General features: G+C 66.0%; 17 protein-coding genes and 1 pseudogene. 6 read left to right on the forward strand and 12 right to left on the reverse strand.

What is annotated here, in order from left to right; translation table 11 throughout:
• Positions 1 to 34: 34 nt before the first annotated feature.
• Together AB8P05_RS15970 and AB8P05_RS15975 are read right to left on the reverse strand one after the other, a co-directional pair.
• Positions 35 to 652, reverse strand: a complete 618-nt coding sequence (locus tag AB8P05_RS15970; protein WP_472760036.1) for a malonic semialdehyde reductase — start codon at positions 650 to 652, stop codon at positions 35 to 37.
• 93 nt (positions 653 to 745) lie between these two features.
• Positions 746 to 988 carry a hypothetical protein gene (locus AB8P05_RS15975; protein ID WP_472760037.1) on the reverse strand — a complete coding sequence of 81 codons (243 nt, stop codon included), beginning with the start codon at positions 986 to 988 and terminating at the stop codon, positions 746 to 748.
• 421 nt (positions 989 to 1,409) lie between these two features.
• Here AB8P05_RS15975 and tauA point away from each other — a divergent pair, with 421 nt between their 5' ends.
• The 4 genes and pseudogenes from tauA (at position 1,410) to tauD (ending at position 4,989) form a co-directional block, all read left to right on the forward strand.
• Positions 1,410 to 2,390, forward strand: a complete 981-nt coding sequence (gene tauA, locus AB8P05_RS15980; RefSeq protein ID WP_472760116.1) for a taurine ABC transporter substrate-binding protein — start codon at positions 1,410 to 1,412, stop codon at positions 2,388 to 2,390.
• 40 nt (positions 2,391 to 2,430) lie between these two features.
• Positions 2,431 to 3,189 (forward strand): annotated as a pseudogene (locus tag AB8P05_RS15985) (taurine ABC transporter ATP-binding protein); the annotation flags it as partial.
• A 40-nt stretch (positions 3,190 to 3,229) separates the two neighbouring features.
• On the forward strand, positions 3,230 to 4,081 hold the full coding sequence (locus AB8P05_RS15990; protein WP_472760038.1) for an ABC transporter permease subunit: 852 nt from the start codon (positions 3,230 to 3,232) through the stop codon (positions 4,079 to 4,081).
• A 56-nt stretch (positions 4,082 to 4,137) separates the two neighbouring features.
• On the forward strand, positions 4,138 to 4,989 hold the full coding sequence (gene tauD / locus AB8P05_RS15995) for a taurine dioxygenase (protein WP_455173450.1): 852 nt from the start codon (positions 4,138 to 4,140) through the stop codon (positions 4,987 to 4,989).
• A gap of 31 nt (positions 4,990 to 5,020) precedes the next feature.
• On the opposite strand, the gene AB8P05_RS16000 is transcribed toward tauD, so the two are convergent.
• From AB8P05_RS16000 to AB8P05_RS16035, 8 genes are all read right to left on the reverse strand, one after another.
• Positions 5,021 to 5,434: a hypothetical protein gene (locus tag AB8P05_RS16000; protein ID WP_472760039.1), complete on the reverse strand. Its 414-nt coding sequence runs from the start codon at positions 5,432 to 5,434 to the stop codon at positions 5,021 to 5,023.
• A gap of 3 nt (positions 5,435 to 5,437) precedes the next feature.
• Positions 5,438 to 6,697, reverse strand: coding sequence for a recombinase family protein (locus tag AB8P05_RS16005; RefSeq protein ID WP_472760040.1), 1,260 nt, complete (start codon positions 6,695 to 6,697; stop codon positions 5,438 to 5,440).
• Between the two features lie 6 nt (positions 6,698 to 6,703).
• Positions 6,704 to 7,789, reverse strand: coding sequence for a tyrosine-type recombinase/integrase (locus AB8P05_RS16010; RefSeq protein WP_472760041.1), 1,086 nt, complete (start codon positions 7,787 to 7,789; stop codon positions 6,704 to 6,706).
• A gap of 4 nt (positions 7,790 to 7,793) precedes the next feature.
• Positions 7,794 to 9,470 carry a tyrosine-type recombinase/integrase gene (locus AB8P05_RS16015; protein WP_472760042.1) on the reverse strand — a complete coding sequence of 559 codons (1,677 nt, stop codon included), beginning with the start codon at positions 9,468 to 9,470 and terminating at the stop codon, positions 7,794 to 7,796.
• A gap of 197 nt (positions 9,471 to 9,667) precedes the next feature.
• Positions 9,668 to 9,859 (reverse strand): helix-turn-helix domain-containing protein, encoded by a 192-nt coding sequence (locus tag AB8P05_RS16020; protein WP_149270952.1) that lies wholly within the window; start codon positions 9,857 to 9,859, stop codon positions 9,668 to 9,670.
• Positions 9,856 to 10,020 (reverse strand): hypothetical protein, encoded by a 165-nt coding sequence (locus tag AB8P05_RS16025; protein ID WP_472760043.1) that lies wholly within the window; start codon positions 10,018 to 10,020, stop codon positions 9,856 to 9,858. Before AB8P05_RS16025 ends, AB8P05_RS16020 begins: the two co-directional genes overlap by 4 nt.
• 45 nt (positions 10,021 to 10,065) lie before the next feature.
• Entirely contained in the window at positions 10,066 to 10,791 is a 726-nt protein-coding gene (locus AB8P05_RS16030; protein WP_472760044.1) for a hypothetical protein, read from the reverse strand.
• A 176-nt stretch (positions 10,792 to 10,967) separates the two neighbouring features.
• The gene (locus AB8P05_RS16035) at positions 10,968 to 11,528 is read right to left on the reverse strand and encodes a hypothetical protein (protein ID WP_472760045.1); all 561 of its coding nucleotides are present in this window, start codon (positions 11,526 to 11,528) and stop codon (positions 10,968 to 10,970) included.
• A gap of 353 nt (positions 11,529 to 11,881) precedes the next feature.
• Between AB8P05_RS16035 and AB8P05_RS16040 the strand changes: the two genes are divergently transcribed.
• Entirely contained in the window at positions 11,882 to 12,361 is a 480-nt protein-coding gene (locus AB8P05_RS16040; RefSeq protein ID WP_472760046.1) for a helix-turn-helix domain-containing protein, read from the forward strand.
• A gap of 39 nt (positions 12,362 to 12,400) precedes the next feature.
• Here the strand turns inward: AB8P05_RS16040 and AB8P05_RS16045 are convergent, their stop codons facing one another.
• Both AB8P05_RS16045 and AB8P05_RS16050 read right to left on the reverse strand, forming a co-directional pair.
• Complete coding sequence (locus AB8P05_RS16045) at positions 12,401 to 13,015, reverse strand: hypothetical protein (protein ID WP_472760047.1); 615 nt, start codon at positions 13,013 to 13,015, stop codon at positions 12,401 to 12,403.
• 103 nt (positions 13,016 to 13,118) lie between these two features.
• On the reverse strand, positions 13,119 to 13,577 hold the full coding sequence (locus tag AB8P05_RS16050; RefSeq protein ID WP_472760048.1) for a hypothetical protein: 459 nt from the start codon (positions 13,575 to 13,577) through the stop codon (positions 13,119 to 13,121).
• Between the two features lie 240 nt (positions 13,578 to 13,817).
• Here AB8P05_RS16050 and AB8P05_RS16055 point away from each other — a divergent pair, with 240 nt between their 5' ends.
• A complete protein-coding gene (locus AB8P05_RS16055; RefSeq protein ID WP_472760049.1) occupies positions 13,818 to 16,124 on the forward strand; it encodes a CRISPR-associated endonuclease Cas3'' in 2,307 nt (768 codons plus the stop codon).
• Positions 16,125 to 16,131: the final 7 nt, after the last annotated feature.

A 16,131-nucleotide genomic window follows, 5' to 3' on the forward strand; every position in this document is an offset into this window, starting at 1 on the left:
CGGCCGGGGGTGGTCGGCCGCTACGGCATTGGACTCAAAGGATCACCACCGCCTTCGACACGTCCAGCCGCGGGGCGCGCGGGCGCGACGGCTGTCCGTCGGCATGGCCCAGCGCCACCAGCAGGTTCGTGCGCAGGCGGCCGTCGGCGAAGAACTCCGCATCGACCGCCTCGGCATCGAAGCCGGACATCGGTCCGGCATCCAGCCCCAGCAGCCGGGCGGCCAGGATCAGGTAGCCGGCCTGCAGCGACCCGTTGCGGAACGCCGTGGTCTCCGCCAGCGAGGGTTCGTCGACGAACATCGGCGAGGGGTCGTAATGCGGGCTCAGCAGCGGCAGATGTTCGAAGAAGCGGCGGTCATAGGCGGCGATGGCGATGGCGCCGGCGGTCAGCTTGGACTGGTTGCCGCGGCTCAGCGCCGGGCGCAGCCGGTCCTTGGCCTCCGGAGTGGTCAGGAAGACGAAGCGCGCCGGGCTGCCGTTGAAGGCGGTCGGCGCCAGCCGGACCAGTTCATAGAGGCGATGCAGCGTCTCCGCCGGGACCGGCCGGTCGGACCAGGACTGCGGCGTGCGGGCGCTGAGGAACAGGCGGTCCGTCGCCAGAGCGATGTCGTCGGGCGGTTGCTCGGTGACAGGAAGATGGGTGTCCGGCATGGGAGCGGGCTCCGTCAGGGGATTGGGTCACGACCGGCTTACGGCAGGCGGCCCCGCGGGGTTTGGAGAGTGTATGAGCGGCCGGCGGCCCGATCAGGCCAGCGCCGCCAGCGATGCCAGGAGAATGGCCGAGACGATGCCGAGACCGATGGGCAGCAGGCTGCCGTCCTGATGGCCGCCGCCATCCCCATGGCCATGGTCTGCGACGCCATTGCCGCTCATCCCGGCCGGCGGATCGGCCGCCGGCCCATCGGGCGGCAGAAGCGGCAGCACGAGCGCGCCGGAAGGGCAGAGCGACGCCATCACCATCCGGTCGAAATCATTCAAACCCTGCATGGCAGAACTCCTTAGTCTGGTGGTGGGGTCACAGGCTTTTCCGAACGGTTGCGGGAAATCACATAGCGCAGACGTGTAATTTATTAATAACCTATAGGAAAATAGGAAAATGGAGCGAGGTCAAGCGCCAGCTTCGTATCGGACAATGTTTTTGGCGGAATCTGCACCGCGCCCGGTGGCGGAAGGACGGAAATCCGGGTTGCCGTAGCGCCTTGCGACGCTCAGTACGCCATATTCAACACCAATAATAAGGTATATTAAACTATTTCCCCATAGGAAAGTAGATTTTATAGTGACAACGGCGCGAGCGTCGCCTTAGAGTTCCCGGACATTCGGATTTCCGGCGCTCGCATGCCGGCATTCACACCGTGACGGGGAACACGACGATGAAGCCCATTCTGCCCCCTTCCTCTATGCCGCCCTGGCGACCATCGCTCCCTTTGCCGCTCCCCTCACTGCCGAAGCCGCATCCGGCAAGGTCGTGGTCGGCTATCAAACCGACGCGCTTCCCTCCTCAGTCGCCATCGCCAACGGCGATTTCGCCAAGGCGACCGGTACCGAGATCGACTTCCGCAAGTTCAACTCGGGGGCCGAGATCTTCGCCGCCATCGCTTCGGGCGACGTGCAGATCGGCTATGTCGGCTCCAGTCCCTTCGCCGCAGCGGTCAGCCGCGGGCTGGACGTGAAGGCGTTCCACCTCGCGACCATCTCCGGCACCGACGAAGCCCTGGTTGTGCGCAACGGGTCCGGCATCGAAAAGCCGTCGGACCTGAAGGGCAAGAAGCTGGCCGCGGCGCCGGTCTCCACCGACCATTACCAGCTGCTCGCCGTCCTGAAGCAGGAGAAGCTGACGGAGCGTGACGCCCAGGTCTTCGCCATCCCGCAGCCGGACATCGTCGCCGCCTGGAACCGCGGCGACCTGGACGGCGCCTTCGTCTGGGACCCGGCGCTGACCGAACTGAAGAAGACCGGCAAGGTGCTGCTGACCTCGCGCGAGGTTGCCGACCGCGGCGCTCCCACATTTACCGCCTGGGTGGCGACCGCCGCCTTCGCCAAGTACAATCCCGCCTTCCTGAAAAACTTCGCCGGCACCATCGAGCGCTACAGCGCCTCCTTCCGCAACGACAAGGCGGCCTGGGGTCCGGATTCGGAGAATGCGAAGACGCTGGCGAAGCTGCTGGGCGGCACCCCGTCCGATCAGGCGTCGGCGCTGACCAACCTGTCGCTGGTCCCGGCGGAGGTGCAGGCCTCAACCGCCTGGCTGGCCGGCAACGATTCCGCAGGTGCCGCCAGGATCCTGAAGGACACTGCCGAATTCCTGAAGGAGCAGAAGAAGATCACCACCGTGCTGCCCAGCTACGGCGGCTTCGTCACCGCGGAATATGTCAAAGATATCCGCTGATTATCCGGCTCTCGATCCGGCCGCCGACAGGAGAGCGCCCATGCTCCAGGTCCGCAACGCCAGCGTCTTCTTCTCCGCCCGCGACGGCCGGGTGGTCCATGCGCTGGACCGCGCGTCGCTCGACATCGACGCCAACAGCATTGTCGTGGCGCTCGGGGCATCGGGCTGCGGGAAATCGACGCTTCTGAACGCCATCGCCGGTTTCCTGCCCCTGTCGGAAGGATCGATCACGCTGGACGGCCGGCCTGTCGCCAACCCCGGCGCCGACCGCGGCGTGGTTTTCCAGAAGGACACGCTGCTGCCCTGGAGCAGCGTCGCCGACAATGTGGCGCTCGGTCTGCGCTTCGCCGGGGTTCCCGCCAGGGAGCGGCGCGAACGGGCGGAGGATCTGCTGGGGCTGGTCGGGCTGGAAGGTTTCGCCGACGCCGCTCCGCATGAGCTGTCTGGCGGCATGCGCCAGCGCGTCGGCATCGCCCGCGCGCTGGCGACCGATCCGAAGATTCTGCTGATGGACGAGCCCTTCGGCGCGCTCGACAGCCTGACGCGCGAACAGATGCAGGAACTGCTGATCGACGTCTGGTCACGCACCGGCAAGCGCATTTTCTTCATCACCCATTCCATCGAAGAGGCGCTGTTCCTCGGCACGACAGTGGTGGTGATGTCGCCGCGCCCCGGTCGGATCGTCGCCCGTTTCGATCTGGATTTCGTCCGCCGTTTCGCCGCCGAGCGCGACGTGCGGGCCATCCTGTCGGCGCCGGAATTCGCCGAACTCTACGACGAGATCCGCTCCCTGGTGCATCGGCCGCACGCCGAGACGGACCCCGCCGGAAGGTGCTGCAATGACCGACATCGCCCGCCCCGGCGACCGCGTCGCCAGTCCAGCGGACCGGCCCAGGATCGTCCGGCTCCATCCCTTCGGACTGGACGGTGCCCGCACCGGGCCGATCAGCCTCGCCACCGCCGCCCTGCTGCTGGCGGCATGGTTCCTGGTCGCGCAGTACCGGCTGGTGCCGCCGCTGTTCCTGCCCACGCCGCAGGAGGTGGCGACCCAGTTCCTGGCGGTCCTCGAGGATGGCTATGCCGGTGCCACCCTGTGGGAGCATGTGTCGGCCAGCCTGTTCCGCATCTTCGCAGCCGCCGTCATTGCCGCTTCATTCGGCATTCCGCTGGGGCTGGCGATGGGGCTGAACCGTTGGGCCAAGGGCATTTTCGACACGCCCATCGAATTCTACTGGCCGCTGCCGCCGCTGGCCTATCTGCCGCTGATGATCATCTGGCTCGGCATCGGCGAGGTGTCGAAGATCGTCCTGCTGACGCTGGCGATGTTCGCGCCGGTCTGCCTGTCGGCCCAAGCCGGCGTCCGGGCGCTGCCGATCGAGCGGGTGAACGCCGCGCTGTCGCTGGGTGCCAGCCGCTGGCAGCTGTTCCGCACCATCGTGCTGCCCAGCGCCCTGCCGGAGATCCTGACCGGGCTGCGCATCGGCATCGGCGTCGGCTGGAGCACGCTGGTCGCGGCGGAACTGATTGCCGCCACCCGCGGCATCGGTTTCATGATCATGTCCGCCTCGCATTTCCTCGCCACCGACGTCGTCTTCGTCGGCATCGGCATCATCGCCGCCTTCGCCTTCGCCTTTTCCTATGGAATGCGTCTGCTGGAAGCCTGGCTGGTGCCCTGGAAGGGCAAGTCCTGAGGCGGGCAAACCATAAGAACGCATTCTGACGAACAACAAGATTTTGGGGAATCGCCATGCCTGACATCGCCTTGTCCACTCTGACCATCACGCCCGTCAGCCCCGCCATCGGCGCGCGGGTGGAGGGTATCGACCTCACCCACCCGCTGTCGGACAGCGAGGCGGCAGCGCTGGAGCGGGCGCTGGTCGCCCATCAGGTTCTTTTCTTCGAGAACCAGCCGCTGACGCCGCAGGCGCAGCGTGACTTCGCGGCCCGCTTCGGTCAGCTGCACATCCACCCGATCTATCCCAAGGTGCCCGAGCAGCCGGAGATCATGGTGCTGGACACCGGTCCGCACAATCCGAGCGACAACGACGTCTGGCACACCGACGTCACCTGCATTGAAACGCCGCCGGCCATCGTCGCATTGTCGGGCAAGCTCATTCCGCCCAGCGGCGGCGACACGGTGTGGGCCAGCAACATCGCCGCCTACAACGGCCTGTCCGAACCGATCCGCCGCCTGCTGGAGCCGCTGAAGGCCCTGCACGACTTCACCCGCTCCTTCCCGGAATGGCGGCACAATGGCGATCCGGAGACCCATGCGCGCTGGAAGGCGGCGCGGGACAAGCACCCGGCGGTGGTGCATCCGGTCATCCGCACCCACCCGGTCAGCGGAGCCAAGGCCCTGTTCGTGAACGAGAATTTCACCTCGCGCATCGTCGGGCTGAGCGACCGCGAAAGTGCGGCGATCCTCGATTTTCTGTACGACCATATCAGCCGGCCCGAATACACGGTGCGCTGGCGCTGGAAAGCCGATGATCTGGTGTTGTGGGACAACAGGTCGACCCAGCATTATGCGGTGAACGACTATGCGCCGCACCGGCGCATCATGCACCGCGCCACCGTTCTCGGCGACCGTCCTTATTGAGGAGGGAAGCGGGGCATCAATCCTGCCGCGCTCAAGAGCGACCCATCGTTCGGTAAAGGCCAGATCCTGCCCCCGCAACCACCGACACTTGACGCCCCGGTTCGAAAGAGCCGGGGCGTTCGTGCGTCTGGGTTCTGCTCATCTGAGTGGCCCCCTCGCAGACAGCCAGGACACCGGCCAACTCGCCGTGCAGGTCGGCGTCCAACCCCGCTCCGGCAGGGGAGGGCGTCAGCACGACGCGCTCGATCATGATCCGCACCATCTCCATTGCCTCGGCGCTGTCCTCGCCGCCAGCAAGAGCGGCCTCCAGCGCTTCCACCTTGCGGCGGTAGAGGTCCGACAGCTGGGGGTGCAGCAGGACCGACGGCAGGTCCGCATCGGGCTCCTCGGCCGCGGCGAGCAGCCGGGCCTTGTCCGCCTCCAGGATGGTCAGGCGCTCCTTCATCGACTAGTGGTACAGCCCATCCTCGATCGCCTTCAGGATGCCGGCGATCTTGCGCTCGACGGCCGTCAGCTCGCGCTCGCGCGTGCGGCGGTTGGCTTCGCGGTCGGCCGTTGCCGCTTCGACGCCGGCACGGAAGCTGTCGACGAACTCCCGGACCAGCTCGGGCGCCAGCAGGCGCTCTTTCAGCCCGGTGAGGACCCGCCGCTCGATGTCAAAGCGGCTGATGGTGCGGTCGTTGGCGCAATTGCCCTTGCGGCGGCGACCACCGCAGCCATAGAGCTCCTTGCCCATGATGGTGTAGCCGGCGCCGCAGCACCCGCAGGTCAGCAGCCCCGACAGCAGAAACTTGCGGCGGTGCGCCCGGTTCAGCGCGTTGCCCTGGTCATCGCGACCGATTTCGAAGCTGATCGACGCCTGCCGGTCCTTCACTCGCTCCCACAATGCGGCATCTACGATGCGCAGTTCCGGCACCTCCACCACCTCCCAGGCCTCCGGCGGGTTGGGCCGCGCAACCCGCTTGCCGGTTTCCGGATCCTTGACGTAGGAGCAGCGGTTCCATTCCAGCCGGCCGGCATAGAGCGCGTTGTTGAGGATGCCGGTGCCCCGTTCGACCTGACCGCGGATGGTGGTGTCCTGCCAAAGCCGGCCCTCGGGGCCGGGCACCCCGTCGGCATTGAGGCGCTTGGCGATGGCGCGCGGGCTGGCGCCGTCGGCGTACAGGCGGAAGATGCGCTGGACAACCTCGGCTTCCGCCGGGTTGATCCGCCGCTTGCCGCGACCGTCGGCGTCACCCTCCAGCACGTCATAGCCGAAGGCCTTGCCGCCCGGCATCCGGCCGGACATGGCGCGGCCGAGCTGACCACGGCGGGTCTTGTCCGCCAAGTCTGTTAAGGCGACCTGCGCCATCATGCCCATGACCGCGACATGAATGGTGGTGATTTCGCCGAGCTGCGGGGTGAACAGCCGCACGCCGTGGAAAGCGAGGCGGTCCTGAAGGTCAGCGGTGTCGGCAAGGCGGCGGCCGAGGCGGTCGATTGCCTCACACAGCACGATGTCAAAGCGGCGCTGTCCGGCCTCACGCATCAGCTTCTGGAAAGCCGGACGATGACGGCTGGCGCCGCTGAGGGCGGCATCGCTGTAGTGGTCGACGACGGTCCAGCCCTGGCGCTCGGCATAGCGCCGGCAGACCTCGATCTGGTCGGCGATGGAGGCTTCGCGTTGCTGGTCGCTGGAGTAACGGGCGTAGATGACGGCGCGCATCATGGGCTCCTACGGGCGCTCGCCGCGGACGGCGCGGCGCAGGTGGGTGATGTGATCGGTGAGGGTGGTCTGATAGCGGCGGCTGGCTTCCAGCCCCTTGGTCATCGTGTAGTGGCGCTCGCTGGTCCGCTGGGTGCTGTGGCCGAGCAGCGCCGCCGTCAGCCGGGCACCCTGCGGGTCGTCGAGGGCGATGCTGGTCGCGGCGCAGTGGCGCAGCAGGTGCGGATTGATCCGCTCGCCGAGGACGGCCGGGGTGGCGCGCTCGAAGCGGCTGGAGACGCCGTTGAGGGTCATCGGCAGCCCGTCGCGGGTGATCCACAGGGCATCATGGGCGTGGCCTCGCAGCAGCCGCGGCCGGTGCTGGTCGAGATAGCGCGCCATGTGGGGCTCCAAGCTGGCCGGCAGCGGGAAGCTCATCGGACCGCCGCACTTGAGGTCTTCGCGTTCCAGCTGGATCAAGAAGCCATCGGAGGTCGGCCGGAGATGCTGCCCCACCCGCAAACCGGCCAACGTGCGGCGGCGGATCGGCCGTGAAATGGTGAGGGCGAACATCAGGGCGTCGCGGAAGCCGGTGGCATGGGCGAACGGCCGGGCTTCGGGCTTGCCGTCGATTCCGGCAAGGGCGGCGAGGGCGCGCTGGTAAAGGTCGGCAGCGTTGCGGATGCGCGGTGTGATCGGACGCTGGTTTGCGGCGCCACGCTTCAGGCGACCGGCGGTACGGCGCAGCCACTCCCAATCGGCGTCGGGCGCCAGGGTCGCCATGATGGCGGCGAGTTGGTCGATGGTGGTCCACAAGGTCAGGGGCGCCAAGGTCGGACGCAACAGGTCGATGTAGCTGCGCACCATGTCCGGCGTCACACGGTCGCCAGGAGCGGCATCCGGCATCAGCATACCCTGCTGGTCGAGGAAGGTGAGCCATCGGCCGTAGTTGGCGGCGCGGCTGCAACGGGTCGCGGGCGCCCAGTGGATGGCGGCACCGGCGTCATCCAGCGGCCCGCCAGCTTCGCAGGCGGCTTGCCACAAGGCGCGGTCCTGCTCAGGCCACGCGCTGACCGGCATGCTGCGGCGGTCGATCGTCACGGAGGTCTTGCTCATCGCCTTAGCGCCCCATGACTTGGCCGCGAAGCGAGCGGGCGCGCTCCAGGATGTTGGCGTCGTAGCGGGCGACCGCGGCGGCAGTGTCCTGACCGGTGTAGTAGGTCACCGTCGTATCGGTGGAGCGATGGCCGAGGAGCTGGCGCGACAGCTCGTAATTGCCGGGATCGAACTGCTGGCTGAGCTTGCCGGCGAGGTGGCGGAACAGGTGGGGATTGACCACGAGGCCGGTGTGGTCGCGCACTGCCCGCTCGATCTGCGCCGTCAAAGCGGTGATGTGCTTGCAGCCGCCGTCGCGTCCGGGGAACAGCAGGCCGCCGCTGTCCGACGTCAGCAACGGACGATAGCGCGTCATGAAGTGGTCGATCATCCGCACCAGCGGCTCCGGCAGCACCGCCTCGATTGGCTGGCTGGTCTTGGTCTCCTCGGCCGGGATGACGAGATGGACGACGGCGTGACGGCCGGAACGGCTGCGACAGAGATGGCGATGGACGTCCAGCCGCAGCAGATTGAGGCGGCGCAACGGCACCAGCAGCAGGATCTGAACCGCCAGTGCGGTTTGCGCCATCAGGGCTTCCCGGCGGCCGGGTGCGCTCACGCGGTCGGCCTTGTCCATCAGCCGCTCCGGCAGGGTGAGTAGCGCCAGCAGGTGCTTGGGGTCGTCGAAGGCGCGCAGGCGGGCGCGGTTCTTGGCGGTCATGCCCTTGCGGCGGACACCGAGCTTGGCGGCCAGCTTGTCCAGCCGCTCCAGGTCGGCCTTCGGTGCCTGAACCCAGTGGCGGGCGACAGAGAGCAGGCACTTCGCCTGTTCGATCAGACCGGGGCTGGCTCCGCACCGCCGGGTCATCAGCCACAGCAGGGCGGCCTTGAAGCGCTCCGGCACCACCAGCGCCGCCAGCGTGGTCAACGCCTGGGGGTCTTCGCCGGCATGGACGAGGGCAGCGGCGAAACGCAGCACATGGCCCCGAGCGGTCTTCAGCGAGCTGGGGCGCAACGGGCGGGCTGGGCCGAACTCGTCCAGCGGGTCGGCGCCGGACAGCCGCCGCATCCATGCCGCCAGATCGGTGGCAAAGGACGGCGGGAGGCGGTCCAACGGCAGCTGGTAGTCGTCCCGGTTGCTGGTGACCGGCACCGGCGTAACCGGCCAGCCGGGCAGGGCGGCGGCGACGGCGCGGTTCCACTGCTGGCGCGCCATCCGCTCGACCCGCTGCGGCTTGGCGACCAGCGTACCGGTCGCCAGCGAAGCGGCGAAGGCGGTGAAGGTGGCGTCCGACACGGCGTCCGGCACGATGTTGTGGTCGGCACAGTAGCGCAGGAAGCGGGCGAGACCGCGCTGCATCGCCGGGTCGGTGACCACGGCGCGGAGGCTGTACCAGGGCTCCGGCAGGTGGCAGGCGAGGCGCCGATGGGTCGCGGTGGTGCCGTAATGGCGCAGCAGGGTGCTGACGGCGGAGCGGATGTTTTGCCAGCGCTTGAGCGACAAGCTATGGGCCGCCGGATGGACGGAGGCGATCAGCGGGCGCAGCGCATCGAAGCTGGCAGGGATGGCGGCGAGGTCGCGCCCGATGATGCGGCCGAAACGGCGCAGGGAGGAGGCATGGTCCCGGGCGCGCTGCGGTGGCAGGGCGGGGTCGGCCAGGACGCGCGTCAGCAGGTCGGCCAGGGAGCGCATCGGCGGCATATCAAGCACCGCAGGCGAGCTGGGCTGAGATTGGGAAGTGGTGGAAGTGCTCATCCGTGGCCTCGGGAAGACAGGAGTGGACAGGAAGTCCTGATCGGGAAGACGTAGCACGTTTTTGGTTCGAAAATACGCGGGCTACATCTTCCTGATGATCGTCTAAGTCCTTGACGCTACTGGACAAGGATGGACAGCGATGGTCAGCTGATCCAGCGCTGCCGCAGGAAGATGTCGAGGTCCTTCGGCTGGATGCGGATCTGATGGCCGAGCCGGACGGTGGGCAGGTCGCCCGACGCGATCCAGCGGCGGATGGTCTTGATGCTGACCTGCAGGCGCTCGGCGACCTCAGGGATGGTCAGCAGGGCGGGGGGACGGGAGGAGGGTTTGGTCATTCCGGCTTCGGGGGCTGCGTCGCCTCGCCCGAAGCCGCCAGGTACTCCCGCGCCGCCATGCGGCCCAGCAGGCGCGCCAGCGCACGCAAGCGCTCGACCGCAGCCTCGGAATCGGGAGGGGTGGACGCGGCGGTGTCGGGGGAGGGGACATGGTGGGTCATGCCCTCTTCGTGCCAAAGCTGGACTCTTGTGCCGAAAGGGCCAGATCAGCTTTGCGGCGCAGCTGATTTGTTCGGGTCGGTTCGCCGGGCTTTGATGGCGCGCTTCACTGCGGTGCGCAGGGCGTTCTTGGTCGGCGTGTAGCCCAGCGCCTGCAGGCAGAGCTGGAGGAAGTCGACCAGCGGCCCGCCGGCTGCTCCGCCCATGTCGTCCCAGGAGGTACCGAGCGGCCGGTCGCTGATCGCCTCGTAGACGTCCAGCAGGAAGTCGAAGGTCATGTGGTAGCCGGCCGCGGCCTTGTGGCGCGTTCCGCCGACGCCGGAGGCAACACGGTCCGCTTCGGCATCCCGCACCAGTTCAGCCGCGGTCCGCAGCATCAGCACGCCGCTGAAGGCGTCCTCAAGCGCGTGGTCTGCCTGTCCATCGATGATGGCGGCGTTGGGGTCCTCCGGCGCCAGCTGCGCGGCCAAGCCCCACAGGAGCTGAGGGACGGGGCGGAGGTGTCCATCCTGCGGTGTGTCGTCCTGGATGGCATCCAACAGGGCGTCGCACGCTGCCAGGATGCGCTTCATCCGGTCGCGGGTCGCGCTGGGGGCGGGCGTCTGGTCGATGGCCGCCTGGGACGCCGCCAAGGCCGGAAGTTGCTCGACGTAGAGGCGCCATGTCGCAACCCTGCTGGGATCGGACAGCTGCAGCCGATCGACGACAGCATCGAACAACGGCCGCCATGGCTCATCCTGCATTTCCGTCGGCGGAGGTGCCTGTTCCGTCATGATGGCTCGGTGTGATGTCGAAGGGGGATAGTGCCGCGGTACCGCGTCGGATCATACCGGGACCATTCGGCGGCATGAAGGGCGACTGACGCCGCCCTTCCCCTGCCATGCCCAGCCTTGCCATGCCACGCCGATCCATGCCACGCCAAGGTCGCATCGAGGCGCCGGTCGGCCCCTCAATGCACCGTGAAGCGCCCGAATTTAGGGCGCCAATCTCCAAGGCCGACCACCTCGCCAGTGGTGCGGATGATGTCCCGGACGTCATCCTCGTTCAGCAGCGACGGCATGAACTGGATGGTGACCGCAGCACTCCAGTCGTCAAAGCGCGGCCGGACCCGCATCACCCGCAGGCGTTCGACCCGGACGCCGGTGCGAAAGCGGAAGCGGCCATCATCCCACAACGCCTCCGGCTCACGGGGGCCGTCATACTGAAGCCGGATGTTGCCATCACATAGGATGCCCGCTTTGGCCAGCGGCCCGCGGCGTTTGCGCTTGGCGCCGTCGATCAGCGCCGCCTCGATCAGCTCGCCGGGGAGGCAGGGTTCGCCGCCATGCAGATACAGCGAGCCGAGGAACTCAAGCTTGGCCATCTGCTCCAAATCGGCTTCCGTCTTCGGCCGCTTACTACTCAGCTTCTTGATGTCCTTGACCAGCGGGTCTAGCGGATCGGCCAGCCGGCCGTTGTGCATGAGGAGGGGTGAGACGCCGGTGATCTGGAAGCTCAGGGGCTGATACATCGGGGGCCTCCAGCCGCGGACGGGGGCGGCTTGGCTGGGTGTCGGGGAGATTGACCGTGGCCGTGGCGTAGCGGCGGCCGCGCAGCATGCCGGTCACCATCGCGTGGCAGGGCGCGCACAGCGTAGTCACGGCTTCCAGGCGATCCTTGGCCCAGTCGCCGCCGGGCGGGTAAACGCGGTGGTGCCCTTCCAGCTGGTCTGTCGCGTTACACAGGACGCACCGCCCGCCATCGCGGGCGAACGCATCACGCCGCAGGGCGCGCCATTGAGGACTGGCGAGGTAAGCGGCGTAACCAGCAGGGCCGCGGGCCGAACCCGGTGTTGCCGCTGATGGGGACACTGCTGACGGGGATATGTCCGCCGCTGATGTGTTTGTCGGCTTGCATGGGCTCATGCCGATCCGCTGGTTCATTCTGATCGACGAATACCGATTTGATGGATCGTGGTCAAGGCGCTATAACGGCGTAATGATCCGGCTCATGTCATTGAGCTTGAAGCAGCGTGTCGGGTTAAGGGTCAAGGAGGCGCGGGTGGCCCGCGGCCTCACCCAAGAGGCATTGGCGGATCTGGTCGGACGGACGGTTGAAGCCGTGTCCAACATTGAACGCGGCCGCACCTTTCCGACGATCGAGACGCTGGAGCAACTTGGTCGGCATCTTGATGTGCCAATACAGTATTTCTTTGAAGATGTTGAACGGAAGGTAAGCGATAAGCGGTTTGTTCTAGAAGGCAATCTCAAGGCCCTCGGCCGAGAGTTGTCGAACGAGGATCTTGAGATTGCTGTAAGGCAGCTTGCGGTCGTAGTGGAACTCAGAAAAAATGTTCTTAGATAGCGATGTTGTTAATAGGCCCCGAATCCCTCAACGTCCATTCTACCTTGCCCAGCTTGGCGTAATGATTCTTCCAAGATAACTCTGAAAGACCGGTCGAGTTATGCCCGTTTTCAGTACCTTAACTTCTACATACCCGTCATCGGTCCAACCATCGAGAACCTCAACGGGACCAAAGTGATGGTGTTCCATGATGTTTCCAGGTGCATGCATACGGATGTGAGGTTTCGGCTTCGACGGCTCGGAATTGTTTACAATTTGGTTGCAATTTTTGCTTTTATTGGGTCTCTGACTCCGTGCTACTTCGGGGCTGCTTGATTTCTTATTCTTAATGGAGTGCTTTTTTTCTTCTGAGATAGCCGCCTTACGGGCTAACTCGGTCTGCTTCTCAGTTGATGGCTGTGGTGATTTCGCCAGCTTTGCCTTCGGCGGCTGAGGATCCTCAAGCCAGCATTCCCCGCGCAGCCAGTTGTGCGCGAACTTGAGGTACTTCGGGTCAGTCAGGTGGGCCTTGGCGATCGCATAGCGGTGCATGGCCGCGATCAAAACAGACGGTGTCGCGACACCAGAGGCCAAGGCGTCTCGGTAAGCTTCCATGGCTTGCTTCCGCTGCTCCCGTTTGGGGCAGGCTGACCAGAACTCGTCAAAGCGTTCCATATGGGCGTCGTCTCCATCCGTTACCCCGCCGTCGACGGCGCCGCCAACGGCGGTGACGGCGTCAGGCGGCGGTGGGGTAACCCCCTCTTCCTCTCCCCCGGGGTTAAACCCGGGGAGAGAAGAGGAAGGGGAGCGTGGACGCTACCAGTCTGGTGCGCCCACGCTCCTGGTCGACGGCGTCTGCGTTACTGGTAGCGTCCGCGCTGCTGGTGCTGCCAGAAACCTCATTCGCATCGCCTGCGGTCTGAAGATGGGCAGGACGATAGGAGAAATTCGGGCGATAGACATTCGCCATGCGATCGCCCTCCTTGTTCGATCCACCGCGCCTGTGGACCGGCAAGACTCCAGTGCGTTCCAAATTTTTAAGTCCTCGTTGAACGCCGCTCCTGCTGGCGCCCGTCCGTTCGGAAAGGCGCTCAAATCCAACGCGAGCGAGGCCGCTGTTGTTGTCGAGGCAATGGAGGACGCAGGCGACGATGCCGATTTCGATGCGGCTACGATCAGGGTCGCAGGCAACTGCATCCAGAAGGCGAAATTTGTCGAGCAGGCTGATAGCGGGCAAGATAGGCTCCCAAGGGTGTTGAGGTGCCTACTCTTGGCGCTGGGTTCCGGTTATGCCCGATCGGTTACCAGCGATAGGGAAGGGACTAATCAGTGGCTGACTCCTGCTGCGGCCATTAAGGAGACTGGGCACGTACACAAATAACTTCTTTTACGAGATAAAACGTAAAATCTTGATCAAATCCGGATCGTGACGCATGCTGACAACTCTCAAATGAGTTGATGGATCGCGGGTCATCTCATGAGTGCAGTGGTATACGCGCATTCTGTTCCCGGGCGGGATGAAGTGCTATGGGAGCCGCTGGCTGCTCACCTGACCAAGGTCGCCGATCGGGCGGAGAGGCTTGCCGCCACGTTCGGCGGCCAAGAGCTTGCACGGGCCATGGGCGCGCTCCATGACATCGGCAAGGCTCGGGACGCATTCCAATCCTATATCCGGGGCCAAGGGACGAGCGTTGACCATTCGACCGCGGGCGCCGTCATCGCTGAGCGCAACCACCCTGCGCCGTATGGCCGGATGATGGCTTATGGGATCGCCGGCCATCATGCTGGACTGGCGAACGGGGGCATTGCTGGGGGTGGGTTATCGTCGCTGAAAGACCGGCTGGCAGCCGGGGCCGCCACGCCCCTGCCGGTACGCTGTCTGACGCCCGACCTCGACATCACGCCGACGTCGGTCGCTCTGGCTGCGCCGGTGCTGTCGGAGGGGTTCACGCACGAGTTCTCAGCCGCTTTCCTCATTCGCATGCTCTTTTCCTGTCTCGTCGATGCCGATCGGCTGGAGACGGAGCGGTTTTATTCCGATCTGCTTGATGAGCCGGTCGAGCGGGGATGCACGCTCACGGTCGCCGATCTTCGTGACCGGCTAAACGCGCATCTGGCCCGATTTGAGGGACGGACCAGCGCGGTCGATAGTTTACGGGCGGAGGTGCTGACTGCAGTTCGGGCGAGAGCAGACGACGAGCCGGGGTTGTTCTCGCTGACGGTGCCGACCGGCGGCGGCAAGACCCTGTCGTCGCTGGCCTTCGCCCTGGACCATGCGGTTCGGCATGGGTTGCGGCGGGTCATCTATGTGATCCCCTTCACCTCCGTGGTCGAACAGACGGCAGCGGTCTTCCGCGACGCGCTGGGCAGCGACGACGCCGTGCTCGAACATCACAGCGGTTTCGATTTCGGACCGGCGGACGACAGCGACCCCGACGATGAAGGCAAGGACGGTGCCCGCAAGCTGAGACTCGCCGCTGAAAACTGGGACCGGCCGGTGGTCGTCACCACTGCGGTGCAGTTTTTCGAAAGTCTGTTCTCCAACCGCCCGTCGGCCTGCCGGAAGCTGCATGCCATCGCCGGATCGGTGGTGATCCTGGACGAGGCGCAGACCTTGCCGTTGAAGGTCCTGCGTCCAAGCCTGGAGGCGCTGCGCGAGTTGGCGCGCGGCTATCGCAGTTCAGTGGTTCTGTGTACGGCGACCCAGCCGGCGGTGACGACGGAAGCCGGCTTCAGGGGCGGGCTGGACAAGGTGCGGGAATTGGCGCCCGACCCGCCGGATTTGTACCGCCGGCTGAAACGGGTGATGGTCAGCGCCATCGCCGAACCATTGTCCGACGAGGCGCTTGCCGACCGGATGCTGAACGAACCCCAAGCCTTGTGCATCGTCAACAGCCGCCGGCATGCGCGTGACCTGCTGCGGCGGATCGCGGTGGAGGAGGGAGCGAGGCACCTGTCGACTTGCCTGTGCGCCAAGCACCGGAAAGCGGAATTGGCGGCCATCCGTCAGGACATCAAGGATGGCAAGACCGTCCGGCTGGTTTCGACCTCCCTAGTCGAGGCTGGGGTGGATTTCAGCTTTCCCGTCGTTTACCGGGCGATGGCAGGCCTCGACTCCATCGCTCAGGCGGCGGGCCGCTGTAACCGGAACGGCGAGTTGCCCGAGCTGGGGCGAGTCTTCGTCTTCGACAGCCCGGAGGACGAAGGCCACCGGCCGCCGGCGGAGTTGGCGCTGTTCGCCCAAACAGCCGCCAGCGTTCTTCGCGTCCACGACGACCCGCTGGCTCTCGACACGTTGCGCGCCTACTTCCAGCAGGTCTACTGGTTGCGCGGTGACGAGGACCTGGATGCGGCCCTGGTGGGGGAGGGGGAGGGGGCGATCCGCGGTATCCTGAACGCCCTGCGTCTTCATCGGCGCAAGCACGACTTCCCCTTCGCCGACATTGCGAAGGCGTTCAGGATCATCGAGTCGCCGCTGGTGCCGGTGATCGTACCCTATCGTCCTGCCGGTGAGCCGGACGCCGTCCCGCGCCTGCTAGACGCCCTGTTCCACGCTCCGGCGGACAAGACCGGGGGGATTGCCCGCGCCCTGCAGCCCTATCTGGTCCAGGTTCCCCGTTCGGCCCGTGCCGGCTTGCTGAAGGCCGGGGCGGCGGAGTGCATCCGGAGCGGTGAGTTCGGCGACCAGTTCGTCGCGCTGGTCAACGGCGACCTCTACCACCCCGACGTCGGGCTGGATTGGGAGGATCCGACCTTCCGGCGGTTCGAAACCAGCAGTTTTTGAGGGAGAG

The organism is Azospirillum sp. VT-I1 (assembly GCF_055698305.1).